Source organism: Campylobacter showae CSUNSWCD (assembly GCF_000313615.1).
GTDB lineage: Bacteria > Campylobacterota > Campylobacteria > Campylobacterales > Campylobacteraceae > Campylobacter_A > Campylobacter_A showae_A.
In genome coordinates this window covers 24070-49518 of the sequence record NZ_AMZQ01000002.1, presented here as the reverse complement: position 1 = coordinate 49518, position 25449 = coordinate 24070, and the positions used below count along the sequence as shown (strand labels likewise).

Sequence of the window (25449 nt, the reverse complement as noted above, 5' to 3'; positions counted from 1 at the left end):
CAAAATATAGATTAAATTGAAGGCGAGGATTTGCATCCCCGCCAAATTTTTGGTTTAACCGTTTCTTTTCTTGATAATCTCTTCGCTGACGTTTTTTGGAACTTCCTCATAGTGGTCAAATTCCATAGAATATGTCGCGCGACCTTGCGTCATAGAGCGAAGATCAGTAGAGTAACCAAACATCTGGGCTAGCGGGCAGAAAGCCGTGATGATCTTGCTTCCGTTGCGCTCATCCATAGAGTTTACCTGACCGCGGCGTTTGTTTAAGTCGCCGATAACGTCGCCCATATAGTCCTCAGGTGTCTCAACCTCGACCTTCATCATAGGTTCAAGGATAACTGCGCCCGCTTTTCTAGCGCCCTCTTTAAAGCCCATAGAAGCAGCGAGCTTAAATGCCATTTCAGATGAGTCAACTTCGTGGTAGCTACCGTCAAATAGGGTAACTTTAACGTCCTCAACAGGATAGCCGGCAAGTACGCCGTTTTGAAGCGCCTCTTTGCAGCCTTTTTCAACCGCAGGGATGTACTCTTTTGGAACCACGCCGCCTTTGATGTCGTTAACGAACTCAAATCCGCTAGCTGCAGGTAGTGGCTCAAGGCGCAAGAATACGTGTCCGTATTGACCGCGACCGCCTGATTGCTTAGCATATTTATACTCTTGCTCGACGGTTTTGCGGATAGTCTCGCGGTATGCAACTTGCGGTTGACCTACTTCGGCATCGACTTTAAATTCGCGTAGCATTCTGTCCACGATGATCTCAAGGTGAAGCTCGCCCATGCCGCTGATAATAGTTTGACCACTCTCTTCATCGGTGCCTACTCTAAAGCTTGGGTCTTCTTGAGCTAGTTTTTGAAGCGCGATAGCCATTTTTTCTTGGTCGGCTTTAGTTTTTGGCTCTACGGCAACGCTAATAACCGGCTCAGGGAAGTCCATTTTCTCAAGGATAACCTTGTCTTTTTCGCTAGCTAGCGTATCGCCAGTTAGGGTATTTTTTAGACCTACAACCGCACCGATCTCGCCGGCGTGAATAACAGAAATTTCCTCGCGTTTATTTGAGTGCATTTTTAGTAGACGGCCGATTCTTTCTTTATTGTCTTGAACGGTATTATAAGCATAGCTACCGCTCTCAAGGCTACCGCGGTAAACGCGGATAAAGGTAAGCTGTCCGACGAATGGGTCGGTCATAATCTTAAACGCAAGAGCCGCAAATTCGCCGTTATCAGTGCTTTCTACCGTTACTTCGCTACCATCTTCATAAACGCCTTTGATCGCCTCGATCTCATCCGGTGCAGGCAAATACGCTACGACCGCGTCAAGCAACGGTTGGATACCTTTGTTTTTAAATGCTGTTCCACAAAGCATCGGAGTTATAGTCATTCTTAAGCAGCCTGCTTTAATGCCTTTTTTAATCTCCTCTTCGCTTAGCTCCTCGCCTGAGAAAAATTTCTCCATCAAGCTATCGTCGGTTTCAGAAACCGCTTCGATTAGCTTCGCGCGGTACTCTTCGGCTTTATCTTTTACCTCTGCAGGGATTTCTATCTCTTTATAATCGGTCGGTTTTTTGTCATCCTCCCAAACGTAAGCTTTCATCTTAACGAGATCAACCACGCCTCCAAAGTTATCCTCTGCGCCGATAGGAATTTGAATAGGCACAGGATTTGCTTTTAGGCGGTTTCTGATTTGAGACTCGACGTTAAAGAAATTTGCGCCGATTCTGTCCATTTTATTTACAAAAACGATTCTTGGGACGTGATATTTATTTGCTTGTCTCCAAACGGTCTCAGACTGAGGCTGTACGCCGCCAACTGAGCAAAATACCGAAACAGCGCCGTCAAGAACGCGCATAGAACGCTCAACTTCGATAGTAAAGTCAACGTGGCCCGGAGTGTCGATCAAATTTATCTGGTGATCTTTCCAAAAACAAGTTGTCGCCGCAGACGTAATCGTGATTCCGCGCTCTTTTTCTTGCTCCATCCAGTCCATCGTAGCGGCGCCATCGTGAACCTCGCCGATCTTGTGGCTCATACCAGTAAAGAACAAAATTCTTTCGCTGGTTGTAGTTTTACCAGCATCGATGTGAGCAGCGATACCGATGTTTCTAACCATATGTAAAGGGGTTTTTCTATCTGCCATACTAGCCTCCTCTTACCAGCGGTAGTGAGCAAACGCTTTGTTAGCCTCTGCCATTTTGTAGGTGTCTTCCTTCTTCTTAAAAGACGCGCCTTTTGAATTTGCCGCATCAAGTAGCTCGTTAGCTAGCTTATCGATCATGGTTCTTTCGCTTCTTTTTCTAGCAAAACCGATGATCCAGCGGATAGCAAGAGCTTGCTGGCGAGCCGGGCGAACTTCTACCGGCACTTGGTAGGTAGCACCGCCGACGCGACGAGACTTAACCTCCATAAGAGGCTTAATGTTTTCGATAGCATCGTTAAATACGTCTATACCTTTTACGTCGCCGCTTTTTTTCTCGATAGCTTTGATAGCGCCGTACATGATCTCGGTAGCGACGCTTTTTTTGCCGTCATACATAAGAGAGTTAATAAATTTAGTGATTACCTTATTGCCGTAAATTGGATCCGGCATTACTTCCCTGACGGGAGCTTTTCTTCTTCTCATTTGATTATTCCTTCAAATTCTATAAATTTTACTCAAACCTATGCCGCTAATGGCATGGTCTGCGAACCTAAATTTTTATTTCTTTTTACCTGCTGCTGCGGCTGCTTGACCAGGTTTTGGACGTTTAGCGCCGTATTTTGAGCGAGAAACAGTTCTTTTCGCAACGCCGGCTGTATCAAGAGCGCCACGTACGATGTGGTATTTAACGCCCGGTAAGTCCTTAACACGGCCGCCGCGTACTAGCACGATGCTGTGTTCTTGTAGGTTGTGGCCTTCACCGCCGATATAGCTGATCACTTCAAATCCGCTTGTAAGCCTAACTTTGGCAACTTTTCTCAAAGCCGAGTTTGGTTTTTTAGGAGTCGTAGTATAGACCCTAGTGCAAACTCCTCTTCTTTGAGGACACTCTTTTAGCGCTGGAGATTTTGACTTAAAAGTCACTTTCTTGCGCTCTTTTCTGACCAATTGATTAATGGTTGGCACAGTAATTCCTTTCGACTAAATTTATTAAAAAGACTTGATTTTATTTAAATTTGCCTTAATATAAGGTAAATTTCATCTTTAAAGCCGAGTTTTATCACACTAATCTTTTCTAATCGCGTATTTTCCGCTTCCGTTAAAGATGATGCAGAGCAACAAGGCGATGTAAAGATATAAAATTTCAGCCTTAAAGCCGCCGGCGTTTGTAAGCTCTAGCAAATTTCCAAGCCCGTGATAGGCGCACATTATCGTTAGGCTCGTGCCGGTTATGAGTAGCGCGCCGATCCTTGAAAATATCCCTAGAATTATCATTATCAGAGCAACAACCTCGCCTATATAGGAGCTGTATGCCATAATCTCAGGCAAGCCGGCTTTTGCCAAAATGCCTTTTACGCCGCCTACGCCGTGTAAAATTTTAGCAAAGCCGCGCATAAAAAGGCAGATGCCAAGCCCTAGCCTCACAAACAAAATTCCCAAATCGAAATTTTTCATTTTTACTCCAAATTTTAAAATTCAGAGGATGGATTTTATCTGATTAGTTTTAAAGCGAGGCAAATTTAAGCCTCGCCGAATTTAACGAGGCTTAGGAGCTAAATTTTAGTTTTGTTTTAGCTTGATCTTTTGATCCTGATAAAGACCCGTTCCAACAGGGATCATACGTCCTAGGATGACGTTTTCTTTTAGATCCTCGAGGTGGTCGATCTTGGCTGCAATCGAAGCCTCGGTTAGAACCTTAGTCGTCTCTTGGAACGATGCCGCCGAGATCACGCTATCGCTTCCGATAGCCGCACGCGTAACGCCTAGCAAAATAGGCTCGGCGATCGCAGGATTGCCGCCCATTCGCATTATACGCTCGTTTTCTTCCTTAAATCTCGTTCGAGAGATCATATCGCCAGTAATGAAATTCGTATCGCCGCTATCTACTATCTTAACCTGACGAAGCATCTGAGAAACGATGATCTCAATGTGCTTATCAGCAATCGCAACGCCTTGAGAGCGGTAAACTTGCTGAATTTCACTAATCAAATAATAGTGCAGCGCCTTCTCGCCCAAAATTCTCAAAACGTCGTGGCTTGAGATTAGTCCGTCGGTTAGCTTCTCGCCAGCGTGGATAAATTCTCCGTCGCGCACTTGAATTTGACGATTTTTATCTATCAAATACTCAGATGTTGCGCCGTCATCGGCTTCGATTACGATGCGCTCTTTGGATCGAAGCGGCTTTTCAAACCTTACCGTACCGTCAATCTCGGCAATGATAGCCGTATTTTTAGGACGTCTAGCCTCAAATAGCTCAGATACTCGCGGCAAACCGCCCGTGATGTCTTTAGACTTAGCGACGGCTTTAGGCGTCTTAGCTAGGATGTCGGCTTGTTGCACCACTTGATCGTTGCCTACAAATATTGCGGTTTTCGGCTCTAGTTGATAGCGAATCATCCTGCCTTCATCAGTACTAATAACGATTGTAGGCTTGATACCGGATGGCAAATACTCGTTAATCACAAGGCGACTTTGACCAGTTGCTTCATCATACTGCTCATCAGCGCTATATCCAGGCTCGATATCCTCGTACGTCACTCTACCGCCCTCTTCGGCAATTATTGGAGTTGAATACGGATCCCACTCGGCAATAATAGTTTTTTCTTGTTTTTCAGGCTCTGAGATAATCGTCTTACTATCAACCATCTCACTATCGTTTGCCTGAATAATAGAGCTTCGCGGGATGTAGTAGCGAACCGCCTCTCTATCGTCCTCGTCGGCAACCACGACGAATAATCCCTTTTCCGTTACTACGTGACCTTTTTTGATGCTTCTTGTGCGCTCTGGATAATCGCCTTTTAAGATGTAAAATTTAAGTACGCCGTTTGCGCCGGCAAGGATTCTCTTGGCAATCGGTTCACCGTCTTCCACTTTTATTTCGCTCGCAAACGGAATACGTTTCGGTACGTTCCAGCCCTCTTTGATGAGCTCTGCAATACTTTCATTCTCTTTAACTATGTCGCCGTCCGCGTAAGGGATGTAAATTTTACCCTCGACCTTGCCGCTAACGCCTGCTAGCTCGTTAGGTTTAGCTAAATCGCCTCTTCTTAGAGCATATTTAACCTCTTCTTTTTCGCCTTTGATGATGATATTTACGTCCTCGTGAGCAATCTCGATCTCGATCTTTCCGTCAAACGGAGCTTTGATCTTAGGCTCGACGAGCAATACGGCTGAGTTTCTGCGGTTTGCCACGATTCTCTTACCGCCGTTTTCGTAAACGTTTAGATTATAGTATCTTATAAAGCCCTCTTTTTGTGCGACGACTTGGTAGTCTTGCTGCTCAGTCGATGCCGTACCACCGATGTGGAAGGTTCTTAGCGTTAGCTGAGTACCAGGTTCGCCGATAGATTGAGCCGAGATGATACCTACGGCCTCGCCAGGTTTTACCAGCTTTCCTTCGCCCAAATTCACGCCGTAGCATTTCGCGCAAACGCCTTTTGCGGCCTTGCAAGTTATCGGCGTTCTGATACTTACAGATTTTATGCCCGCTTCGGTTATCGCTTTAGCTTTTTCTTCATCTATAAGAGTACCCTCATGAAATAAAACATCATTTGCTATAGGATCGATAATGTCGTCGGCCAGTACGCGACCTAAAATTCTCTCCTCTAAGCTCTCAATAAGCTCGCCGTTATCGGTAATCTCGGTAATCTCGACACCCTCGTGCGTACCGCAATCATGCATAGTAACTTTCACGTTTTGCGCGACGTCGATCAGTTTTCTAGTTAGATATCCAGCATTCGCCGTTTTTAGCGCGGTATCTGCTAGACCTTTTCTAGCGCCGTGGGTTGAGTTAAAATACTCAAGAACGTTTAGGCCTTCGCGGAAATTTGATATGATCGGCGTCTCGATGATCGAGCCGTCAGGTTTCGCCATAAGACCGCGCATACCGGCTAGCTGGCGAATTTGCGCTGCAGAACCTCTCGCGCCGCTATCGGCCATCATATAAATCGAGTTAAATCCGCCCTTGTCCCCCTGGATAAGCTTCATCATCTCGCCAGCGACGACGTTATTTGTATCTGTCCAGATGTCGATGATTTTATTATATCTCTCGGAGTCCGTTAGCAAGCCCGCGCCGTATTGATTTTGTATCTCGCGGACTTTTTTCTTAGCTTCGTTGATGTATTTTTGCTTGCTATCAGGCACGATGATGTCAGCGATTGAGATCGAGATGCCGGCCTTGGTCGCATAGCGGAAGCCCAAATTTTTAAGCTTATCCAAAAATCCTGCCGTTACCTCAAGGCCGCCGTTTTTATAAACGTAATCGACCAAATTCGCGATATCTTTTTTCTTCATAACTCTGTTCCACATATTCTCAGGAACAAAATCAGGCAGAATCGAGCGGATGATCAAACGACCCGCAGTCGTAAATAGAGTCTTACCATCAATCATTGTTTTGATTTTCGAGTGCACCTCTAGGCAGTGTGCTTCCTCGGCGATCATTACTTCATCTACAGATGCAAAAATTTTATTCGCACCCTTGCTATCGGTCTTCTCTAAGCTTAGATAGTAAATTCCCAAAACCATATCCTGGCTAGGAACGGTGATAGCTTTACCGCTTGCAGGAAGCAAAATATTCATTGAGCTAAGCATCAAAATTTTGCACTCGGCGATAGCCTCCTGAGACAGCGGCACGTGAACGGCCATCTGGTCGCCGTCGAAGTCCGCGTTAAATGCTGCACAAACTAACGGGTGTAGCTGGATAGCCTTGCCCTCGACAAGCACAGGGTGAAACGCCTGGATGGATAGCTTGTGGAGCGTCGGAGCGCGGTTTAGCATAACTGGATGATCTTCAACGACCTCCTCTAGGCACTCCCAAACCTCATTAGTCTTATCCTCAATCATTTTTTTGGCTTGTTTTACGGTCGTAGCATAGCCTTTCTCCTCGAGGCGAGCTAGCAAATGCGGCTTAAACAGCTCAAGAGCCATTCTTTTTGGTAGTCCGCACTGATCCATGCGTAGTTTTGGGCCAACGACGATAACCGAACGACCTGAAAAGTCAACACGCTTACCGAGCAAATTTTGACGGAAGCGGCCTTGCTTGCCTTTAATTATTTCAGAAAGCGATTTTAGCGGGCGTTTATTTGCGCCTTTTACCGCATTTGCGCGGCGACCGTTGTCAAATAGCGCATCGACGGACTCCTGAAGCATACGCTTTTCGTTTCTAATGATGATTTCGGGCGCGTCAAGCTCCATAAGGCGTTTTAAGCGTGCGTTTCTGTTAATAACGCGGCGATACAAATCATTTACGTCAGAAACTGCAAATTTACCGCCGTCAAGGCTAACGAGCGGACGAAGGTCCGGCGGAAGGACCGGTAAATTCGTAATCATCATCCACTCAGGACGGTTGCCAGAATTTAAAAAGCTCTCAACGACTTTTAATCTTTTTACAATAGTTTTTTTCTTAGCTTCCGAATTTGTCGCGCTGATCTCGTCTTTTAGGGTGTTTAAAAGTTCTACCAAATCGATATTTGCTAGCAAATCGCGGATCACTTCGCCGCCCATTCTAGCCCTAAATCCGCTCTCTTCAAAGCGAGAAGCCAAAGAAACATATTGCTCTTCGTTTAGAACGTCGAAAATTTCGACTTTTTTGCTATTTTCGGTATCGTAAAACGCGTCGCCTACGCTCTCGACGATATACGCCTCGTAGTAAAGCACGCGCTCAAGGTCTTTCATCTTTATACCAAGCAGCGTTCCTATGCGGCTTGGGAGCGAGTTTACGTACCAAATGTGCGCAACAGGAGTCACGAGCTCGATATGGCCCATTCTGGAGCGGCGTACCTTTGAGCTAGTTACCTCAACGCCGCACTTTTCGCACTTGATGCCTTTGTAGCGCATTTTTTTATACTTACCGCAAAGGCACTCGTAGTCGCGGATCGGACCGAAAATTTTAGCACAAAATAGACCGTCGCGCTCAGGTTTTAGCGTGCGGTAGTTTATGGTTTCGGGTTTTTTGACCTCGCCGTGGCTCCACGACTTTATCCTCTCAGGGCTAGCCAAACGAAGCTGAAACGCCTCAAAATCGCGCGGTCTGCGTTCTTCTTTTATCTCAATAGGTTTTAACTCACTCATTATTTTCATCCTCATCGTATATCTCGACATCAAGCGCCAATGATTTTAGCTCGTTTGTTAGAACGAAAAATGTCTCAGGAATACCTGTTTCAGGCACGTTTTCGCCTCTAGTTAGGGCTTTATACGCAGACAAGCGTCCTTCGACGTCGTCTGATTTGACCGTTAGCATCTCGCGAAGCGTATGAGCTGCGCCGTATGCCTCAAGCGCCCAAACCTCCATCTCTCCGAATCTTTGTCCGCCAAATAGCGCCTTACCGCCGACTGGCTGCTGAGTAACAAGGCTGTATGGCCCCGTGCTTCTAGCGTGGACTTTTTCGTCGACTAGGTGGTGAAGCTTTAGCATATACATACATCCGACGTTTACGCGTTCTTTGATCTTTGAGCCCGTGCGTCCGTCGTAAAGCTCGGTCTTGCCATCCATATCGATCTTAGCTAGTTCAAATAGTTTCATCAGCTCATCAACTCTAACGCCCTCAAATATAGGCGTGGCAAATTTGACGCCGTTAGCCCAGTCTCTAGCGTAATCTAAAAGCAACTCGTCGCTCATTTTGCCTAGAGTCTTTTTAGCATCCATAAATTTAGAGGCCGAGGCTATCTCGATCATTTTGGCTCGTAGCTCTTTTACCCACTCGCCTTTTTTCTCTTGGAAAATTTGATTTATCTGCTCGCCTAAGCGGTAGCCGACAAGTCCCAAGTGGCTTTCTAAAATTTGGCCGATATTCATACGGCTAGGAACGCCCAGCGGGTTTAACACGATATCGACCGGCTGACCGCTCGGCAGATACGGCATATCAACCTCAGGAACGATGTTTGAAACAATACCCTTGTTTCCGTGGCGACCCGCCATCTTATCGCCCACCTTGAGCTTGCGCTTGGTTGCGATGTAGACTTTAACGAGCTTAACTACGCCGCTTGGCAAGATGTCGTCTTTTTCTAAAATTTCCATCTTCGCGTCATGCTCTTCTTTGAGCTTTTTCTTCTCGTTTTGGAAATGATTTTTTATGTCGTCGTATGATTTTTGAACATCTTTTGAAAAGCCTTTAACGATCGCGCTTAGAGTAAAGCGGTTGATGTTTTCAAACTCTTCTTTATCGATTTTCTCGCCTTTTTTATAGGTTTTTTTGCCGATAGTTTGAGCAGAACTCAAAGGCGTTTTGCAAAGCAGAGCGCCCACTTTTAGCATCTCTTCGCGGTCTAGCATCAAGAGTCTATCGTGGTGTTCTTTTTCAAAAGCCGCTTTTTCTTCTTCATAAACTTTATTTGAACGATTATCTTTTTCGTGGCCTTTTTTGGTAAAAATTTTAACATCTACGACGACACCTTCCATAGAAGCTGCAGCGTAAAGGGATTTATTTACCACGTGGCCGGCTTTTTCTCCAAAAATCGCGCGAAGTAAGCGCTCCTCAGGCGTTGGCTTAACCTCGCCTTTTGGAGAAACCTTACCAACTAGGATCATGCCGGGTTTTACTTGCGTGCCGATTTTTATTATACCGCTATCATCAAGATGAAGTAGGTCTTCCTCTTTGATATTCGGAATATCCTTTGTGATCTCCTCAACGCCGTCTTTTAGCTCGCGCGCTTCGATTTCTTTTTCGTAAATATGCACGCTCGTAAATGCATCCTCCCGGATCATTTTTTCGCTAATTACGATCGCGTCCTCGTAGTTGTAACCATTCCACGGCATGAAAGCTATAAGGGCGTTTTTACCGATAGCCAGCTCGCCGCGCTCCATAGACGGACCGTCGGCGATGATCTGCCCGGCCGCTACGCTTTCGCCTTTTTTAACGATAGGATGCTGAGAGAAGGTCGTATTTTGGTTGGTTCTTAAGTTTTTCTCCATAGAGTAGTGATCGATATATGGACCTGCCTCGTCTTCGCCAAGGATAAAGATGTTTTTATTGTCCACCTTTTCGACTACTCCAGCGCGTCTAGCCTTTATCGCCTCCCATGCGTCGCGCGCTACAGTACTCTCCATGCCGGTTCCAACGATAGGAGCGGACGAGCGAAGTAGCGGTACTGCTTGGCGCTGCATGTTTGATCCCATGAGGGCACGGTTTGCGTCGTCATGCTCCAAAAACGGAATAAGCGATGCAGCAACACCGGCTATCATGCCGGAGCAAAGGTCGATTAGCTTAACGTCCTCACGTTTGGCTAGTATCATCTCACCGTCTTGTCTGGCTTCGATCAAATCCTCTACTATATATCCGCTTTCGTCAAGCGCGGTAGAGGCCGGAGCGATAACTAAATTTTCCTCTTGAGTCGCCGTTAAATAAACGATCTCGTCGGTTACCTTGCCATCTACGACTTTTTTATAAGGAGCCTCTACGAAGCCGAGGTTATTTACCTTCGCATAAGTAGAAAGCGTGTTGATAAGGCCGATGTTTTGACCTTCCGGAGTCTCTACTGGACAAATTCTACCGTAGTGAGTCGGGTGAACGTCGCGCACTTCAAAGCCGGCCCTATCTTTAACAAGACCACCTTCGCCCAGCGCTGAAAGTCTGCGCTTATGCGTAACTTCGCTAAGCGGGTTGGTTTGATCCATAAACTGGCTCAACTGACCGCCGGTGAAAAATTCCATTATCGTCGTGGTTATCATTTTTGGATTAACCAAATCGTAAGGCATAATCTCTTCGGTATTACCCAGCGTCGTAAATTTATCCCTGATGGCTTTTTGCATTTTTACAAATCCCAGGTGAAGTTCGTTCGCCAAAAGCTCGCCGATAGAGCGGATACGACGGTTGCCGAGGTGATCGCGATCGTCTATATGTCCTTGTCCGTTTTTGACCTTTATCAAATATTTTGCCGTTTTTATAATGTCTTCGTTGGTCAAAACCGTTACGTATTCAGGTACTTCAAGTGCTAGCTTGTGGTTCATTTTCATACGGCCAACACCAGTCAAATCATATCTTTCAGGATTAAAGAATAGATCATTTACGAAAGCGCGAGCAGCATCTTTAACGACCGGCTCGCCAGGACGCATAACTTTATAAATTCTTATCGCCGCAAGATCGTTTTCGTCATCAACATTTTCGGTTTGACGTAGTAGTTTGAGCGTCTCGTTATCGGCGATAAATGAATTTATGATAGCGTCGTCCACGCCAGCAGCCAAGTCGTTTGCAATTTCGATACTTTCTTGATCAGCCAAAATTTTAACCAATTTATTTTCATCAAGCTGGGCAAGAGTATCATAAAGCACCTCGCCACTGTTTTTGTCGATAACCGGGTGAGCTAAAAACCTATTTACCAAAATTTCAGTCGGATACTCGACAAATTTCACTCCATCGGCAATAATCTTATCAGCCTTTCTCTTTGTAAGCCTTTTGCCTGCCTCATGCAAAACATTGCCTTCTTCGTCTTTTATGTCGTATTCAACCCTGCCCTGGTAATCATCTGGATTAAACGGCATCAAAAATTTGTTGTCTTTTATAGTTAACGTTTGTATTGGATAAAATAATTTAATAATATCTTGTTTTTTGTATCCAAGCGCCCTAAAAAGTATAGTTACAGGCACTTTTCTGCGTTTGTTGATACGAACGTAAAGTACATCTTTGGTATCATACTCAAAATACAGCCAGCTACCGCGGTCAGGAATAATTTGAGCCGTATAAATAAGCTTATTTACGACTGTAGGACTCTCTTCTTCTTTAAAGATAACGCCCGGACTTCTGTGAAGTTGATTAACCACGACACGCTCGACGCCGTTAATAATGAATGAAATTCTATCTGTCATCAAAGGAATTTCACGAACGAAAATTTCTTGTTCTTTTATATCTTTTATGCCGATCTTCTCGCCTGTTTTTTCATCTCTTTCGTGAACAATCAGCCTTATTTTCATTTTTAAATTTACAGAATAAGTAAGCCCACGCTCCATGCACTCTCTGATCGTATATTTTGGCTTTCCGATTTCAGAGCTTACGTATTCCAAGCTTAAGCGGTTTTGCGGATCATGTATAGGAAATATTGATTTAAAAACTTTTTCTATACCGCTTTCGCCTTGATTTTTATCTACGTTTAAAAATTGGTCAAAACTCTTTTTTTGTAATTGTAGCAGGTTAGGAACATCTATCTCTTTGGCAACATTTGAAAAATCAACCCTAAGACGATTTCCTGAGTATAAACTATTTAGCATATTCTACCTCATGGTATAAGTTTGAAAGAAAGTAAATAACCGCACGTCTGCGGCATCTTTGTAAAAATTAAATAAGGAGGCGTCGCCTCCTTTGTAAAAATAAATGAAATTATTTAAGTTCGACTTTAGCGCCAGCTTCTTCAAGCTCTTTTTTGGCTGCTTCAGCCTCGTCTTTACTAACGCCCTCTTTGATAACAGAAGGAGTTTGCTCGACTGCGTCTTTAGCCTCTTTAAGACCAAGACCTGTAAGAGCGCGAACAACTTTAATAACGTTGATTTTCTTGTCGCCGCCGTCAACTAGTACAACGTTAAATTCTGTTTTCTCTTCAGCTGCATCGGCTGCGCCGCCTGCTACTGCGCCGCCTGCTACCATTACCGGAGCAGCGCTTACGCCAAATTTCTCTTCAAATTCTTTTACTAGTTCGCTTAGCTCTAATACTGAAAGATTAGAGATAAATTCTAATACGTCCTCTTTAGTAATTGCCATTTTTTATCCTTTTATATTATGCTGATTTTTCTTTTTTTTCTTTAAGCGCATTTAGTCCAATAGTGAAATTTTGGATAGGCGCATTCCAAACTTGCAAAAGCATAGCAAGTAACTCGTCACGGCTAGGCATCTTAGATAGAGCCTTGACCTTCTCGACGCTTGCAACTTCGCCGTCGATATGAGCGGTTTTGATTTTGAATAGTTCGCTGTTGGTCTCTTCAAATTTAGCCGCAACCTTAGTGGCTGAAAGCTGATCGCCCCAGATAAAGATATTTGTATCCTTCAAAACCATACCAGACTTTTCAACGTTATTAAGAGCGATATTTGCAAGAGTATTTTTTACAATTTGAACTTTTACGTTTAAAACTCTAGCCGCATCTCTTAATGCTTCAAGTTTTTTAGTACTAAGACCGCGATAATCGCAAACTATAATCGCTTCATTTTCTTTAAATTCAGCTTCAAGTTTACTGATTATTTCAGATTTTTCGTTTCTCGTCATCTAGTTTTTCTCCTTTCCGACTAGTGATTTCAAGCAGAGCGGCATAAAAGCACGATTAAGCAAAAGCCTCTGCTATCTCCAATCTAAGATAAAAATTATTAGCTAAATCAGCGTAGATCCATAAGCTCTTGAGCCTCAAGTAAAACAGAAGGGCTCATAGTTAATGATAAAGCAGCACTCTTAATATATCTACCTTTTGCTGCCGCAGGTTTTTGTCTATTTACCGCTTTGATAAGAGTTAAAATATTATCGTTTAATTGCTCTTTTGAAAAGCTAACTTTGCCTAGACCTGCATGTATATTTCCTTGCTTATCTACGCGGAAATTAACTTGACCGCTTTTTGCGTTATTAACCGCTTGAGCTACATCCATAGTAACTGTGCCAGTTTTTGGGTTTGGCATAAGACCTTTTGGTCCCAAAATTCGCCCTACTTTACCAACTAGTCCCATTAAATTTGGAGTAGCGATAAGAACGTCGAAATTCATAATTCCCTTTTGAATATCCTCAACAAGCTCATCGCTACCGACTATATCAGCACCGGCAGCTTTTGCTTCATCAGCTTTCGCGTCTTTTGCTATAACTGCTACACGAACGGTTTTGCCAGTTCCTGCAGGAAGCACTACCGAGCCTCTAACCATTTGATCGGCATGTCTTGGATCGACGTTGAGTTTTAGTGCTATTTCGACCGTTTCGTCAAATTTAGCGCTTTTTAGTAATTTTACAGTATCAATAGCTTCTGCTAAAGAGTAGGTTTTAGTGGTATCAACTTTTTCAAGTAGCTTACCAAATCTTTTTGTAGTTTTTTTTGACATTAATCTCTCCGCATTTTTAAATTTTATGCTTCCACATTGTCAAATTTAAAATACACGCGCTAAAAATATTAACGCGTGTGCATAAATTCAACTTTATAAAATCCTTATGTGGTAAAAGGATTAATCTACTACCGTAATTCCTATTGAGCGAGCCGAACCAGCAATGATTTTAGCTGCTTGCTCTCTATCTTTAGTATTTAAGTCGGCAATTTTTTTCTCAACTATTTCAAGCACCTGAGCTTTTGTGAGCTTGGCTACTTTATTTTTTAACGGATTATCCGAACCTTTATCTATTCCTGCAGCTTTTTTAATCAAATCCGTAGCAGGCGGTTGTTTTGTAATAAATGTAAAGCTTCTATCAGCATAAACAGTGATAACGACCGGAACCCTGAAGCCAGCCATATCTTTTGTTCTTTCATTAAATGCTTTACAAAATTCCATAATATTAACGCCTTGCTGACCAAGAGCCGGACCTACCGGAGGACTTGGATTTGCTTTTGCAGCAGCAATGTGTAATTTAATTTCGCCTATAACTTTTTTAGCCATAAACTTCTCCTTATACTATTTTCTCGACTTGTGAATATAAAATTTCAACTGGGGTGCTTCTGCCAAATATTGAAACATTTAGCCTTAGCTTTCCGTGTATCATATCGTACTCTTCTACTATACCAGTAAAATTTGCGAAAGGTCCTTCCGTAATACGAACAATTTCTCCGTTATCAAAGAAAATTTTTGGTTTAGGAGCAGCTCGTTTTTGGACTTTTTCTAAAATTAAATTTATATCTTTTTCGCTTAACGGCGTAGGTTTTTTTGCTTCACCTATAAATCTACCGACTTTAGGAAGAGACTGAATCTTGTGCCAAAGAGCTGTATCCAAATCAAGATGTGCAAAAGCATATCCGGGATAAAGACTTCTTTCATTTATTTTTTTCTTGCCGTTTTTGATTTCTATTACATCTTCAGTAGGAACTATAATCTCTTTTAGTTGTTCTTCAATGTGATTATCTCTAACTAAATTTTCAATAGCTCTCTTTACGCTCATTTCGCTACCGGCATAAGTTTGAATCGCATACCATTTATGTGCCATGATTCAACCTTAAATCAGCTTTGAAAGAGAAAAAGACATAATTGCATCAACAAGAGCTAAAAAAAGTGAAACAATGGCTACTACAGCAAAAACTGTTATAAAAGCATTTCTTATTTGCTCTTTGAGCGGAAAAATTACCTTTCCGATTTCAGCGCGAGAAAGCTTTATATAATTTATCATTTTTTCCATTTTTAACCTTTTGATGGCAGGGCAAGAGGGATTCGAACCCCCAACCATTGGATTTGGAATCCAGTGCTCTACCGTTGGAGCTATTGCCCTAAAAAGCCTTAGCTCTTTAACTTAACTTCTTTATGAATAGTATGTTTTTTTAGTCTTGGGCAATATTTTTTTAGTTCTAACTTTTCAGTCGTTGTCTTGCTATTTTTCACTGTGGTGTAATTTATATCACCTGATTCAGAACATTTAAGACCAACTTTTATTCTATTACCTTTTGCCATAAATTCCCTTCAAAAAAGCGGAGAACAATCTCCGCCAAAAATTATAAATTAGTTTATGCTAGAATCTTAGAAACAACGCCTGAACCAACAGTTCTGCCGCCTTCGCGGATCGCAAAGCGAGTACCTTCTTCAAGAGCAACTGGAGCAATAAGCTCAACGCTTATTTTTAGGTTGTCACCAGGCATAACCATCTCTGTTCCCTCTGGAAGGGTGATAGAACCAGTAACATCAGTTGTTCTTACATAAAACTGTGGTCTATAGTTGTTAAAGAACGGAGTATGACGTCCGCCCTCTTCTTTTGTTAAGATATAAACCTCTCCCTCAAATTTAGTGTGAGGAGTAATTGACTTAGGTTTGCAAAGAACCATACCGCGCTCAACGTCTTCTTTTTTAGTGCCTCTTAGAAGAACACCTACGTTGTCGCCTGCTTCACCCTGATCCATCTCTTTTCTAAACATCTCAACGCCAGTAACTGTTGTTGTTTGTGTAGGTTTAATACCAACGATTTCTATAGTATCACCAACCTTAACAACACCTTTCTCAATTCTACCTGTTACAACTGTACCGCGACCAGAGATAGAGAAAACGTCCTCGATCGGCATCAAGAAGTCTTTGTCCGTTGCACGAACTGGAGTTGGGATATACTCGTCAACCCTAGCCATAAGCTCAAGAACTTTTGCAGACCATTCACCCTCTGTTCCAGCTTTAGCCTCATTAAGAGCCTGCAGAGCCGAGCCAGCTACGATTGGAGTATCGTCACCAGGAAAATCATACTCGTTTAGAAGCTCGCGAATTTCCATCTCAACTAGTTCAAGAAGCTCAGCATCGTCAACCATATCAGCTTTGTTCATGAAAACAACGATATATGGAACGCCTACTTGGCGAGATAGCAAGATGTGCTCTCTGGTTTGAGGCATTGGGCCGTCAGCAGCAGAAACAACTAGGATAGCACCATCCATTTGAGCCGCACCGGTAATCATGTTTTTAACATAGTCGGCGTGGCCTGGGCAGTCAACGTGTGCATAGTGGCGATTTTCAGTCTCATACTCAATGTGAGAAGTAGCGATGGTAATACCGCGCTCTTTCTCTTCTGGGGCGTTGTCGATATTATCATAGTCTTTTAGCTCAGCAAGACCTTTTCTTGAAAGAACAGCAGAAATTGCAGCTGTCAAAGTTGTTTTACCATGGTCAACGTGACCAATAGTACCAATGTTTACGTGTGGCTTGTTACGTGAAAATTTTTCTTTTGCCATCTCTTCCTCCGTAATGATATTTGCGTTTCAAATTTATGCTTAATTTTTCTTCTCTAAAATCCGTGGAGCTCATAGCGGGACTTGAACCCGCGACCTCTTCCTTACCAAGGAAGTGCTCTACCTCTGAGCCATATGAGCGTCAAACTCTTGGCGTTAGAGAATTTTTGAAAAAGCATAAACAACTAAATGAAATTAAAAAGGTGTGCCGTAGAAAATGTATAAAATTTTAATATTTTTATCATCTTACAGCTCCCAGTTTAGTTCCAAAATCTGGAGCGGGAAACGGGGCTCGAACCCGCGACCCTCAGCTTGGAAGGCTGATGCTCTAGCCAACTGAGCTACTCCCGCGCGTAGCATGGTGGTGAGACGTGGATTCGAACCACGGAAGACATAGTCAGCAGATTTACAGTCTGCCCTCGTTGGCCACTTGAGTATCTCACCCTATTTAAAAAATAAATGCTTTGCAATGGTATTTCTGGTCAAACACTGTTATGAAATGGAGCTGGTGAACGGACTTGAACCGCCGACCCACTGCTTACAAGGCAGTAGCTCTACCAACTGAGCTACACCAGCATCCTTGATTTGTGAAAGTTGGATTATAGCCCAATTTCTTTTCAAAGTCAAGCTTTTTCTAAAATTTTTTGGAAAATAAGGATAAAAAATTAGAATTTAGCCGCACATGCAAGCTAAATTTTAGCCCATTGGTTCCGGAGCCTCTTTAAAAAATAGGTCCGGCTTCTTTCTTAATCCTCGTTTTTTCGGCATAGTTACGTCTTTTTCTTCTGCAGTGGTTTTAGAATCAAGGACGCCTTTATCGTCGTTATTTTCGCTTTTTACCATCCCAGCATATGCCTCTTTGTATCCTGCGGATTTTATTTTATTAATTAAAATTTTAATTTTTTCTCCACTTAGAGGCTGTGTTTTTATCGCGATGGCACGGTATCTACCAAATTTACCGCTAACGACCTTTTCGACGCCCTCGAGGTCGCCTACTTTTTTTTCGACGGCTAATCGCGTGCTTTCTATTGCCTTTTCGCTTACGTCGTCGCCAAAAGCGCTCACAAAAATATGATATTCGTCGTTTGCAAGCAAGGCGCCAAAAAGCATCAAAATAACGAATATCACCTTTTTCACGAAATTTCCTTAGGATATTTATCAAATTTTACAGTATCGACCGACCGTCTTATCATTATACAACAAAAAAGTATAAACTTACCGTCAAACTCTATCCAAGCACCCTTGCGATTAACTCTATCGGGTTCTCAAATTTTACGTCAGAACCGCTGATGTGTAGTGCATTTGAAATCTGCATTTTACAGGCGCTACACTCCGCGCTTACGATTTTTGCGCCCGAGTTTTTTATCATCTCGGATTTTCTTTGTCCGGCCGCGCGGCTTAGATGATATTTTTCAGACTGCATCGTCACGCCGCCAAATCCGCAGCACTCGTTTGGATCGTCCATTTCGGTCATTTCGTAGTTTTGAGCGAGCAGTTTACGAGGCTCTTTAAAGACGCCTTGCATTTTTCTGGCGTGACAAGGGTCGTGATAGGTCACGGAGGTCAAATTTTTGCCTTTTTTAGCCAAAATTTCAGCCAAATTCGTAAATTTCTCAAAGTACTCCGTCGCTAAAAATATCTTCTTGCTTACCGCCTTTGCACGCTCTCGCCACTGCTCGTCATCGTGAAAGAAGTGCTCGTAGTCGATCTTTATCATCGCCGAACAGGTCGCCTCCGGCACGATGATAGCGTCTAGCTCGCCTAGCATTTTTTCAAAATACTCTATATTTCGCTTTGCCAAAACCTCGACCGTCGCAAAATCCCCCGTAAAATACGCCGGCGCGCCGCAACAGGCCTGCTTTTTCATCAAATTTAAATTTAACCCAAGATCGCGAGCTATCTTAACCAGAGCCTCGCCGATGCCTGTATACGCGTAGTTTCCCATACAGCCGATAAAAACGCCGATGGTTTTATCGCCGCCGTTGTCTATAAACTCGGCATGCGAGTTTAAAAAGCTCTTTTTGCTAGCGGTTGGCAAAAGCCGCTCTTTTTTCACCATCGGCAGGCTAAATCTCGGGCTCATCGCGCCTTCGCGGATCTTAAACGCACAGCTTTGAAACACATATCCCAGCCTTGCGCAAAAGTCCATCACCGCGCGGTGGCGAAGCAACCAAAAAAACGCCTTTTTGTACCACGCGATGCCAAATTTATCCGCGATATCGTGGCGGACATTTTCTATCGCCGTATCCACGCGCAAGGAGTTTGGACATACCTCGACGCAGCTCGTACACAAAAAGCAGCTCTCAAAGATATTTTTCGCACTTTTATCAAACTTTAGCTCGCCGCGCTCGTAAGCCCCCACGAGATCCAAAAAGCCGCGCGGAGAGGTCGTTTCGTCGGAGTTTATCTTGTGGATCGTGCAGACTTGGATACATTTGCCGCATTTTACGCATTTATCTGAAATTTCGCTAAATTTAAACATGTCCACCCATCAAACAGTTTTTGAAAATCGGCGTAAATTTTCTGGTATTTTTTTCAAATACGCGTCAAAGCACATCGCAATATTTCGGATGATCAGCGTGCCCGTCTCGTTTACGCTGATTTTTTCAGGCGTTACAGTTACAAATTCGCTCAAATTTTCAAGCTCCACCAAGTCATCTTTAAAATACTCGAAAAATTTGATGTCAAATTTAGCCTCGACCGCCTTGATATCAAGCGCAAAGTTGCTCATCAGGCTCATGATCACAGCCTTTCTGATTAGATCGTCGCCAGTTAGATAAATGCCCTTGCAATACGGCAAAACGCCGCTATCTAGGGCTTTTTCGTATTCGTCCATGTCTTTGTAATTTTGCGCGTAGTATCTTTGCCCCTCGCCGATGCTAGTTAGTCCGATACCGATGAGATCGGCTCCGCCCTTGGTCGTGTAGCCTTGGAAGTTGCGATGTAGAGTGCCGTTAGCAAGCGCGCCGAAAAGCTCGTCGCCGGGCTTTGCAAAGTGATCCATACCGATCATTTTGTAGCCGTTTTTGATAAAAAACTCGGCCGTGTATTTTAAAATTTCAAGCTTGGTTTTAGGGCTAGGCAGCGTCGCTTCGTCAAATTTACGCATAGATTTTTTTATCCACGGCACGTGCGCGTAGTTAAACACCGCCAGGCGGTCGGGAGACAGCGTCAGAGCCTTATCCAGCGTCGCTTTAAAACTCTCTAGCGTCTGATACGGCAGACCGTAGATCAGGTCCATATTTATCGAGTTTATGCCCTTGGCGCGCGCCATATCCACGGCGTTTTTGGTGATTTCATAGGGCTGTATGCGGTGGATCTCTTTTTGTACGCGCTCATCAAAGTCCTGCACGCCGTAGCTGATACGGTTAAAGCCGTGAGAAACGAGCACGTCAAGCTGCTCGCGGGTCAAAAATCTCGGGTCGATTTCACAGCTGATTTCAGCCTCGGGAGAGAAGTTTTTAAATTTAGCCTTGATCATTTTGATGATTTCGTCTAGCTGATCCGCACCGTAGAATGTCGGAGTGCCGCCGCCAAAGTGCATTTGCAGCACGGGCGCGGTCGTATCGAGGTTCGCCGCTAGCAGATCAAGCTCTTTTTGCAGATACTGCATATAGCGCGTTTTGCGGTCCTCTTTGCTCGTGTAGATCACGTTGCAACCGCAAAAATAACAGGCGCTGCGGCAAAACGGCAGGTGCAAATAAAGCGAAAGCGGGCGCGAGGCATCGCGGTTTTTTAGCTCCCGCAGGTAGTCTTCGTAGCTAAATTTATCGCTAAACTCGGGCGCGGTCGGATAGCTCGTGTAGCGCGGTCCCGGGCGCGAATACTTCACGTAAGCGTCAAAATCTATCATAGCGTTTTATTCCTTGCGTTTTTCATTATATTTTCCATATCGACGAACAAATTTGGATACTGCTTTTTGATACCCTTTACCAGTTTTTCCAAATTTACGTCGATGCATTTTTTGTTTTTATTTTTTGCGGCGATCTTGCGTATCTCGTCCATCGCCACGACCCAGACATCGGCGAAATCTATCGGCACGTTCTGCCAGATCGTCTTTTCAAGCCTTAGCTCAAAATTTTCCTTTTGGACGTTGCGGTAGGCTTCGACGAGTTGCGAGAGCGATTTTAACGAAACCATCGTGTGTAAATTTTGATTTTCATCAATGCCAAACCATGGCTCGACCCCGTCCCACGAGCCGCTTTTTAGGCTAAGGCTCATTTGATTAGGATCGCTAGTCGGCACGATCTCAAATATCGTTTTCTCACCCTCTTTTATCCCGAGCTCACCTGAGATTTCATCTATTTTTTCGTATGTTTTTTGTAGATTTTTTTCTTTCATTTAGTTCCTTAACTTACCCGTTTCGCTGCCTATCCAGCCAAACCATCACGCCTTTTTGCGCGTGCAATCTATTTTCCGCCTCGGCAAAAATCTCATCCGCATGCGCCTCAAACACCGCCTCGCTCACCTCGTATCCGCGGTAGGCAGGCAAACAGTGCAAAAATATCGCTCTCGGCGCAGCTAATTTCATCAAATTTTCATCCACGCAAAAGCCTGCAAAGTCTTTTAGGCGCTTTTCTTTTTCCGCTTCTTGCCCCATCGAGACCCAAGTATCGGTCGTAACGACGTTAGCGCCCGAGACGGCTTCTTTTACGTCCTGAGTTAGATAAATTTTAGCTCCAGAAATTTGAGCGTTTTTTATCGCTAAATTTACTATATCATCGTCCGGCTCGTAGCCATTTGGCGTCGCGATCCTTAGCTCAAAGCCAAGCTTGCTAGCTAGCATCAGCCACGAGTGAGCCATGTTGTTGCCGTCGCCAACGAACGCCGCTTTTATCTCGTCTATTTTTAGCCCGCATTCGACCGCCGTCATGAGATCGGCCATCAGCTGCGCGGGGTGAAATTTATCGCTAAGGCCGTTTATCACGGGTACGCGGCTAAATTTGGCAAGCTCCTCTAACGTCTCATGGCGATTAACGCGAGCCATGATGAGATCGCACATTCGCGAGATCACGCGCGCGGTGTCTTTTATCGGCTCGCCGCGCCCGATCTGGATGTCGTTTGAGCTAAGAAACAACGCGTGCCCGCCAAGCTCGTTCATCCCTACGTCAAAGCTCACGCGCGTTCTAGTCGAGCTTTTCTCAAATATCATCGCTAATTTTTGATCTTTTAGATACGGCTTAAAATCTCGTGCCTTTGCCTCTTTTTTTATCTGCAAACCCAAATTTAAAATTTCTATGATTTCGTCTTTACTAAAATCGTTTAACGTTAAAAAGTGCCGCATTTTGCCCCCTTAAATTCCCAAATTTTACCCATAAAATCTACAAGGCGAAGTATTTTTGAGATGATTTTGAGAGTTGTGCAGAAATTTTAAGTCAAGGCTAGACAGGTAGTCTGCCGCAGACTTAAAATTTCAAATCTCTCTCAAAAGCACTCAAAAGACGAGCCGCTATTTTCTTAGTAAAGCGGCGGCTTCTTTAGCATGATAGCTTATTATTAGATCTGCCCCCGCTCTCTTAAACCCGACTAGCGTCTCCATCATCACGCGCTCGTAGTCGATTACGCCCGCTTTTGCCGCAGCTTTTAGCAGAGCGTATTCGCCGCTCACGTTATACGCGCAGATCGGCAATCTCGTAGCCTCGCGCAGATCACGGATGATATCTAGATACGCAAGCGCAGGCTTTACCATCAAGATATCGGCCCCCTGCGCCTCGTCCTCCAGGCTCTCGCTCACGGCCTCTAGGCGGTTTGCGGGATCCATCTGGTAACTTTTTCTATCGCCAAAGCTCGGTGCACTCTCGGCTACGTCGCGAAACGGTCCGTAGTACGCCGAAGCAAATTTGGTCGAATACGCCATAATCGGCAAATTTTCATATCCGCTCAAATCCAGCGCCCCGCGCAAGGTAGCGATGATGCCGTCCATCATGCCGCTTGGAGCGATCATATCAGCTCCGTTTTTGGCGTGGATCAGAGCTTGTTTAGCGGAAATTTCTAGCGTCGCGTCGTTATCGACGGTCTGGTGGACGTGATCTAGGATGCCGCAGTGACCGTGATCGGTGTACTCGCAAAAGCAAAGATCTGTTATCACGACTAGATCAGGGAATTTATCCTTTATCGCTCGTAGCGCGGTCGCTATGATGCCATCATCACTTAGAGCGTCGCTGCCTACGCTATCTTTTAGGCTAGGGATTCCAAACAAAATAACCGCTTTTATGCCCAAATTTCGCACGATTTCGCACTCTTTTAAAATTTCATCCAAACTCATCTGAAAGACGCCCGGCATCGAGCTTATCTCTTTTTTTATACCTTTGCCCTCGACTACGAAAAGCGGATAGATAAAATCGCTCGCGCAAACGCTAGTTTCACGCACCATCTCCCTGATCGCTGGATTTATCCTGAGCCTTCTAAAACGTTTAAACATAATTTTCCTTTTACTTCGCTACAATTTACGCTTAGTGTAACATAATAGGAGTTAAAATTTTATGAATATCGAGCTTTCAAATACGGCAAATTTACCCTCTCGTTTCGGGATATTTGAGATAAAGGCATTTAAGGAGGGCGAGAAAGAACATTTAGCGATTTACAAAAAACCTTTCGGCGAGGTCGTAAACGTCCGCATCCACTCCGAGTGTCTAACTGGCGATGCGATCGGTAGCCTAAAGTGCGACTGCCGCGACCAGCTGGAAGCCAGCCTAAAATACATCGAAAAGTACGGCGGCATGGTGATCTATCTGCGCCAAGAGGGGCGAAATATCGGCCTGCTAAACAAAGTAAACGCCTACCATCTGCAAGATCAGGGCCTTGACACCATCGAGGCAAACCACCAGCTAGGTTTTAAGGCCGACGAGCGCACGTATGAGATAGTTGATTTTATATTAAAACACTTCGGTATCGAAAAGATAAATTTGCTAACCAATAACCCAAAAAAACTGTCCGGGCTAAAATGCGTGCAAATCGTCTCTCGCGTGCCGATCGTCATCCATGCGAACAAATTTAACGAAAACTATCTGCGCGTGAAAAAAGAGCAGATGGGGCATATGTTAGATGAAAATTGACCTGCCGAGGGATTTTAGCGCGCAAACGGCGAAATTTAGCGAGATTTTGGCTAAATTTAACCGCGTGCACAGCCTCACCAACTATAAAAATTTAAACGAGCAGATCGCCGATAGCATAGCTCCGCTTGAAATTTTCCCGCAAATTTGGGGCGCCAAAACGGCGATTGATGTGGGCAGTGGAGCAGGCTTTCCAGCAATATTTCTCGCGATGATTTTAAGGGAGTGCGAGTGGCATCTCTTTGAGCCCAGCCCGAAAAAATCGGCGTTTCTAAGCTACGTCAAGGCCGAGCTAAATTTAGCAAACGTCCGCGTAAAATCTTGCAAAATCGAGGATGGCGAACCCTTTGCGGCGCAGCTAATCACGAGCCGCGCGCTAATGAAAACAAAAGATTTGCTTGGGATTTGCGACGGTTTTTTTGACACGCAAACTCAAATTTTACTTTACAAAGGAAGCAGCGTGCAAAGCGAGCTAGACGGGCTCAAAGCTCAAATTTACGGGCGCGGCAACCGAAATTACGTACTTATAAAGGGCGGCGATGTTATTTAAAATTTTAGCTTTCTTGGCGGTTTTAATCGCGATTTATTTGATATTTTTTAAAACCCGCGTAAAAAGAGGCGTAAAAGGCGGTGCAAAAAAAGAGGACAAAGAGGCCCAAAATTTCGTCGAATGCAAACAATGCGGCACCTTTATAGAAGCCAAAAACGCCGTAATAAGCGGCGGCGGGTATATATGTGAGGACTGCATAAAGGATAAAAAATGAAACTAATCGGCCACGAGCTAGTGCCCTATGAGCCGCTGTTTTGGCGCGAGAATGCCCAGCAGATCGAAGCGGGCAAGCAAAATTTATTTAAATTTGACGCAGCTACGATAAAGCGCGCACAGGAGCTCGGCGCCCAGTTTTGCGTCGAAGCGGAAAATCTAAACGAAATCATCGTCGCAAACGCGGCCGGAGCGAAATTTATCGTCGTGCCCCGCGAGCTTGCCGGCAAAGCGGCAAAACTGGCGCAGGACTATCTATTTGACGCTCAAATTTGCGTTATCATAGAGAGCCAAAACGAGCTAGCCGCGCTTAGCGAGACTGGCGCGGACGCCGCGGTATTTAAAACCGCCATAATAGGCAAGGATAAACGGTGATAAAATTTCCGCCACTATATCTAAAATTTTTAGAGGATCTCGAGGGCGAGGAGTGCTTAGACGTTTTTAACGAATCTGGCGCTGGCGCTTATCTATACGGGCGCGCAGCTCTAGCCGAGCGAAACGAAACCTACGAAGTAGCGCTTTACGAGCCAAATTTTTATATGATAGGTCAAGACGGCGACCTTGGATTTTTCATAAAATTAAACTCGGACGATGCGATTTATCTAAACGATCTAGGCGCGCTAGGATCGGCTCCGATGCGCCTAGCTGAGCGAGATATTTTTGCCCTCATAGAAAAAATAAAAGAGGGCGGCGAGATATTTTTGTAAAAT

25 protein-coding genes and 5 tRNA genes are annotated in these 25449 nt (G+C 44.3%); 5 read left to right on the top strand and 25 right to left on the bottom strand.

The features are described 5' to 3' along the window. Positions 1 to 54 precede the first annotated feature (54 nt). The 25 genes from fusA to hemB all read right to left on the bottom strand — a co-directional run bounded on the left by fusA (position 55) and on the right by hemB (position 23345). Entirely contained in the window at positions 55 to 2133 is a 2079-nt protein-coding gene (gene fusA, locus CSUNSWCD_RS02300; protein WP_009493416.1) for an elongation factor G, read from the bottom strand. A 12-nt stretch (positions 2134 to 2145) separates the two neighbouring features. Next, positions 2146 to 2616 (bottom strand): 30S ribosomal protein S7, encoded by a 471-nt coding sequence (gene rpsG / locus CSUNSWCD_RS02295; protein ID WP_002947591.1) that lies wholly within the window; start codon positions 2614 to 2616, stop codon positions 2146 to 2148. A gap of 75 nt (positions 2617 to 2691) precedes the next feature. After that, a complete protein-coding gene (gene rpsL / locus CSUNSWCD_RS02290; protein ID WP_004322129.1) occupies positions 2692 to 3099 on the bottom strand; it encodes a 30S ribosomal protein S12 in 408 nt (135 codons plus the stop codon). Positions 3100 to 3198: 99 nt separating this feature from the next. After that, positions 3199 to 3588: a DoxX family protein gene (locus tag CSUNSWCD_RS02285; protein WP_009493412.1), complete on the bottom strand. Its 390-nt coding sequence runs from the start codon at positions 3586 to 3588 to the stop codon at positions 3199 to 3201. Between the two features lie 105 nt (positions 3589 to 3693). Then, positions 3694 to 8202 carry a DNA-directed RNA polymerase subunit beta' gene (gene rpoC / locus CSUNSWCD_RS02280; RefSeq protein WP_009493410.1) on the bottom strand — a complete coding sequence of 1503 codons (4509 nt, stop codon included), beginning with the start codon at positions 8200 to 8202 and terminating at the stop codon, positions 3694 to 3696. After that, a complete protein-coding gene (gene rpoB, locus CSUNSWCD_RS02275) occupies positions 8195 to 12331 on the bottom strand; it encodes a DNA-directed RNA polymerase subunit beta (RefSeq protein ID WP_009493408.1) in 4137 nt (1378 codons plus the stop codon). Before rpoB ends, rpoC begins: the two co-directional genes overlap by 8 nt. 109 nt (positions 12332 to 12440) lie before the next feature. Then, a complete protein-coding gene (gene rplL, locus CSUNSWCD_RS02270; RefSeq protein ID WP_004322126.1) occupies positions 12441 to 12818 on the bottom strand; it encodes a 50S ribosomal protein L7/L12 in 378 nt (125 codons plus the stop codon). A gap of 16 nt (positions 12819 to 12834) precedes the next feature. After that, a complete protein-coding gene (rplJ, locus tag CSUNSWCD_RS02265) occupies positions 12835 to 13317 on the bottom strand; it encodes a 50S ribosomal protein L10 (RefSeq protein ID WP_002947610.1) in 483 nt (160 codons plus the stop codon). Positions 13318 to 13424: 107 nt separating this feature from the next. Next, positions 13425 to 14129: a 50S ribosomal protein L1 gene (gene rplA / locus CSUNSWCD_RS02260; RefSeq protein WP_009493401.1), complete on the bottom strand. Its 705-nt coding sequence runs from the start codon at positions 14127 to 14129 to the stop codon at positions 13425 to 13427. Positions 14130 to 14249: 120 nt separating this feature from the next. Further along, on the bottom strand, positions 14250 to 14675 hold the full coding sequence (gene rplK, locus CSUNSWCD_RS02255; protein WP_034964154.1) for a 50S ribosomal protein L11: 426 nt from the start codon (positions 14673 to 14675) through the stop codon (positions 14250 to 14252). Between the two features lie 10 nt (positions 14676 to 14685). Continuing rightward, complete coding sequence (gene nusG, locus CSUNSWCD_RS02250; protein ID WP_206159215.1) at positions 14686 to 15219, bottom strand: transcription termination/antitermination protein NusG; 534 nt, start codon at positions 15217 to 15219, stop codon at positions 14686 to 14688. Positions 15220 to 15225: 6 nt separating this feature from the next. Next, positions 15226 to 15405, bottom strand: coding sequence for a preprotein translocase subunit SecE (gene secE / locus CSUNSWCD_RS02245; RefSeq protein WP_004318614.1), 180 nt, complete (start codon positions 15403 to 15405; stop codon positions 15226 to 15228). A 14-nt stretch (positions 15406 to 15419) separates the two neighbouring features. Further along, positions 15420 to 15495, bottom strand: a tRNA-Trp gene (locus CSUNSWCD_RS02240). 8 nt (positions 15496 to 15503) lie between these two features. After that, positions 15504 to 15674 carry a 50S ribosomal protein L33 gene (gene rpmG / locus CSUNSWCD_RS02235; RefSeq protein ID WP_034964152.1) on the bottom strand — a complete coding sequence of 57 codons (171 nt, stop codon included), beginning with the start codon at positions 15672 to 15674 and terminating at the stop codon, positions 15504 to 15506. Between the two features lie 53 nt (positions 15675 to 15727). Next, on the bottom strand, positions 15728 to 16927 hold the full coding sequence (gene tuf / locus CSUNSWCD_RS02230; protein ID WP_009493394.1) for an elongation factor Tu: 1200 nt from the start codon (positions 16925 to 16927) through the stop codon (positions 15728 to 15730). Positions 16928 to 16990: 63 nt separating this feature from the next. Continuing rightward, positions 16991 to 17065: transfer RNA gene (locus CSUNSWCD_RS02225), tRNA-Thr, on the bottom strand. Between the two features lie 133 nt (positions 17066 to 17198). Then, positions 17199 to 17275 (bottom strand) — tRNA-Gly (locus tag CSUNSWCD_RS02220). Between the two features lie 8 nt (positions 17276 to 17283). After that, a tRNA-Tyr gene (locus tag CSUNSWCD_RS02215) sits at positions 17284 to 17368 on the bottom strand. Positions 17369 to 17424: 56 nt separating this feature from the next. Then, positions 17425 to 17500, bottom strand: a tRNA-Thr gene (locus tag CSUNSWCD_RS02210). Positions 17501 to 17620: 120 nt separating this feature from the next. Further along, positions 17621 to 18061 carry a hypothetical protein gene (locus CSUNSWCD_RS02205; RefSeq protein WP_009493392.1) on the bottom strand — a complete coding sequence of 147 codons (441 nt, stop codon included), beginning with the start codon at positions 18059 to 18061 and terminating at the stop codon, positions 17621 to 17623. 91 nt (positions 18062 to 18152) lie between these two features. After that, on the bottom strand, positions 18153 to 19406 hold the full coding sequence (locus tag CSUNSWCD_RS02200) for a (Fe-S)-binding protein (RefSeq protein WP_009493390.1): 1254 nt from the start codon (positions 19404 to 19406) through the stop codon (positions 18153 to 18155). 9 nt (positions 19407 to 19415) lie between these two features. Further along, positions 19416 to 20777 (bottom strand): oxygen-independent coproporphyrinogen III oxidase, encoded by a 1362-nt coding sequence (gene hemN, locus CSUNSWCD_RS02195; protein ID WP_009493388.1) that lies wholly within the window; start codon positions 20775 to 20777, stop codon positions 19416 to 19418. Then, positions 20774 to 21265 (bottom strand): DUF2603 domain-containing protein, encoded by a 492-nt coding sequence (locus CSUNSWCD_RS02190; RefSeq protein WP_009493386.1) that lies wholly within the window; start codon positions 21263 to 21265, stop codon positions 20774 to 20776. Before CSUNSWCD_RS02190 ends, hemN begins: the two co-directional genes overlap by 4 nt. Before the next feature lie 13 nt (positions 21266 to 21278). After that, a complete protein-coding gene (gene argF, locus CSUNSWCD_RS02185; protein ID WP_009493384.1) occupies positions 21279 to 22208 on the bottom strand; it encodes an ornithine carbamoyltransferase in 930 nt (309 codons plus the stop codon). Positions 22209 to 22373: 165 nt separating this feature from the next. Next, positions 22374 to 23345 (bottom strand): porphobilinogen synthase, encoded by a 972-nt coding sequence (gene hemB / locus CSUNSWCD_RS02180; RefSeq protein WP_009493382.1) that lies wholly within the window; start codon positions 23343 to 23345, stop codon positions 22374 to 22376. 61 nt (positions 23346 to 23406) lie between these two features. On the opposite strand from hemB, the gene ribA reads away from it, so the two are divergent. Genes ribA through CSUNSWCD_RS02155 form a run of 5 tightly spaced genes read left to right on the top strand, consistent with a single transcriptional unit; the run spans position 23407 to position 25446 of the window. Further along, on the top strand, positions 23407 to 23979 hold the full coding sequence (gene ribA, locus CSUNSWCD_RS02175) for a GTP cyclohydrolase II (RefSeq protein WP_009493380.1): 573 nt from the start codon (positions 23407 to 23409) through the stop codon (positions 23977 to 23979). Then, positions 23969 to 24526: a 16S rRNA (guanine(527)-N(7))-methyltransferase RsmG gene (gene rsmG / locus CSUNSWCD_RS02170; protein WP_009493378.1), complete on the top strand. Its 558-nt coding sequence runs from the start codon at positions 23969 to 23971 to the stop codon at positions 24524 to 24526. Before ribA ends, rsmG begins: the two co-directional genes overlap by 11 nt. Then, positions 24516 to 24740 carry a PP0621 family protein gene (locus tag CSUNSWCD_RS02165; RefSeq protein ID WP_009493375.1) on the top strand — a complete coding sequence of 75 codons (225 nt, stop codon included), beginning with the start codon at positions 24516 to 24518 and terminating at the stop codon, positions 24738 to 24740. The genes rsmG and CSUNSWCD_RS02165 overlap by 11 nt, the downstream gene beginning before the upstream one ends. Beyond that, positions 24737 to 25114: a hypothetical protein gene (locus CSUNSWCD_RS02160; RefSeq protein WP_009493373.1), complete on the top strand. Its 378-nt coding sequence runs from the start codon at positions 24737 to 24739 to the stop codon at positions 25112 to 25114. Before CSUNSWCD_RS02165 ends, CSUNSWCD_RS02160 begins: the two co-directional genes overlap by 4 nt. Continuing rightward, on the top strand, positions 25111 to 25446 hold the full coding sequence (locus tag CSUNSWCD_RS02155; protein ID WP_009493371.1) for a hypothetical protein: 336 nt from the start codon (positions 25111 to 25113) through the stop codon (positions 25444 to 25446). Before CSUNSWCD_RS02160 ends, CSUNSWCD_RS02155 begins: the two co-directional genes overlap by 4 nt. The last annotated feature ends 3 nt before the right edge of the window (positions 25447 to 25449 follow it).

Bases quoted from the DNA above. Each gene is read 5' to 3' on its own strand.
- fusA (WP_009493416.1), bottom strand. From the start codon at position 2,133: ATGGCAGATAGAAAAACCCCTTTACATATGGTTAGAAACATCGGTATC.
- rpsG (WP_002947591.1), bottom strand. From the start codon at position 2,616: ATGAGAAGAAGAAAAGCTCCCGTCAGGGAAGTAATGCCGGATCCAATT.
- CSUNSWCD_RS02285 (WP_009493412.1), bottom strand. From the start codon at position 3,588: ATGAAAAATTTCGATTTGGGAATTTTGTTTGTGAGGCTAGGGCTTGGC.
- rpoC (WP_009493410.1), bottom strand. From the start codon at position 8,202: ATGAGTGAGTTAAAACCTATTGAGATAAAAGAAGAACGCAGACCGCGC.
- rpoB (WP_009493408.1), bottom strand. From the start codon at position 12,331: ATGCTAAATAGTTTATACTCAGGAAATCGTCTTAGGGTTGATTTTTCA.
- rplL (WP_004322126.1), bottom strand. From the start codon at position 12,818: ATGGCAATTACTAAAGAGGACGTATTAGAATTTATCTCTAATCTTTCA.
- rplJ (WP_002947610.1), bottom strand. From the start codon at position 13,317: ATGACGAGAAACGAAAAATCTGAAATAATCAGTAAACTTGAAGCTGAA.
- rplA (WP_009493401.1), bottom strand. From the start codon at position 14,129: ATGTCAAAAAAAACTACAAAAAGATTTGGTAAGCTACTTGAAAAAGTT.
- rplK (WP_034964154.1), bottom strand. From the start codon at position 14,675: ATGGCTAAAAAAGTTATAGGCGAAATTAAATTACACATTGCTGCTGCA.
- secE (WP_004318614.1), bottom strand. From the start codon at position 15,405: ATGGAAAAAATGATAAATTATATAAAGCTTTCTCGCGCTGAAATCGGA.
- rpmG (WP_034964152.1), bottom strand. From the start codon at position 15,674: ATGGCAAAAGGTAATAGAATAAAAGTTGGTCTTAAATGTTCTGAATCA.
- tuf (WP_009493394.1), bottom strand. From the start codon at position 16,927: ATGGCAAAAGAAAAATTTTCACGTAACAAGCCACACGTAAACATTGGT.
- CSUNSWCD_RS02200 (WP_009493390.1), bottom strand. From the start codon at position 19,406: ATGTTTAAATTTAGCGAAATTTCAGATAAATGCGTAAAATGCGGCAAA.
- hemN (WP_009493388.1), bottom strand. From the start codon at position 20,777: ATGATAGATTTTGACGCTTACGTGAAGTATTCGCGCCCGGGACCGCGC.
- CSUNSWCD_RS02190 (WP_009493386.1), bottom strand. From the start codon at position 21,265: ATGAAAGAAAAAAATCTACAAAAAACATACGAAAAAATAGATGAAATC.
- argF (WP_009493384.1), bottom strand. From the start codon at position 22,208: ATGCGGCACTTTTTAACGTTAAACGATTTTAGTAAAGACGAAATCATA.
- hemB (WP_009493382.1), bottom strand. From the start codon at position 23,345: ATGTTTAAACGTTTTAGAAGGCTCAGGATAAATCCAGCGATCAGGGAG.
- ribA (WP_009493380.1), top strand. From the start codon at position 23,407: ATGAATATCGAGCTTTCAAATACGGCAAATTTACCCTCTCGTTTCGGG.
- rsmG (WP_009493378.1), top strand. From the start codon at position 23,969: ATGAAAATTGACCTGCCGAGGGATTTTAGCGCGCAAACGGCGAAATTT.
- CSUNSWCD_RS02165 (WP_009493375.1), top strand. From the start codon at position 24,516: ATGTTATTTAAAATTTTAGCTTTCTTGGCGGTTTTAATCGCGATTTAT.
- CSUNSWCD_RS02160 (WP_009493373.1), top strand. From the start codon at position 24,737: ATGAAACTAATCGGCCACGAGCTAGTGCCCTATGAGCCGCTGTTTTGG.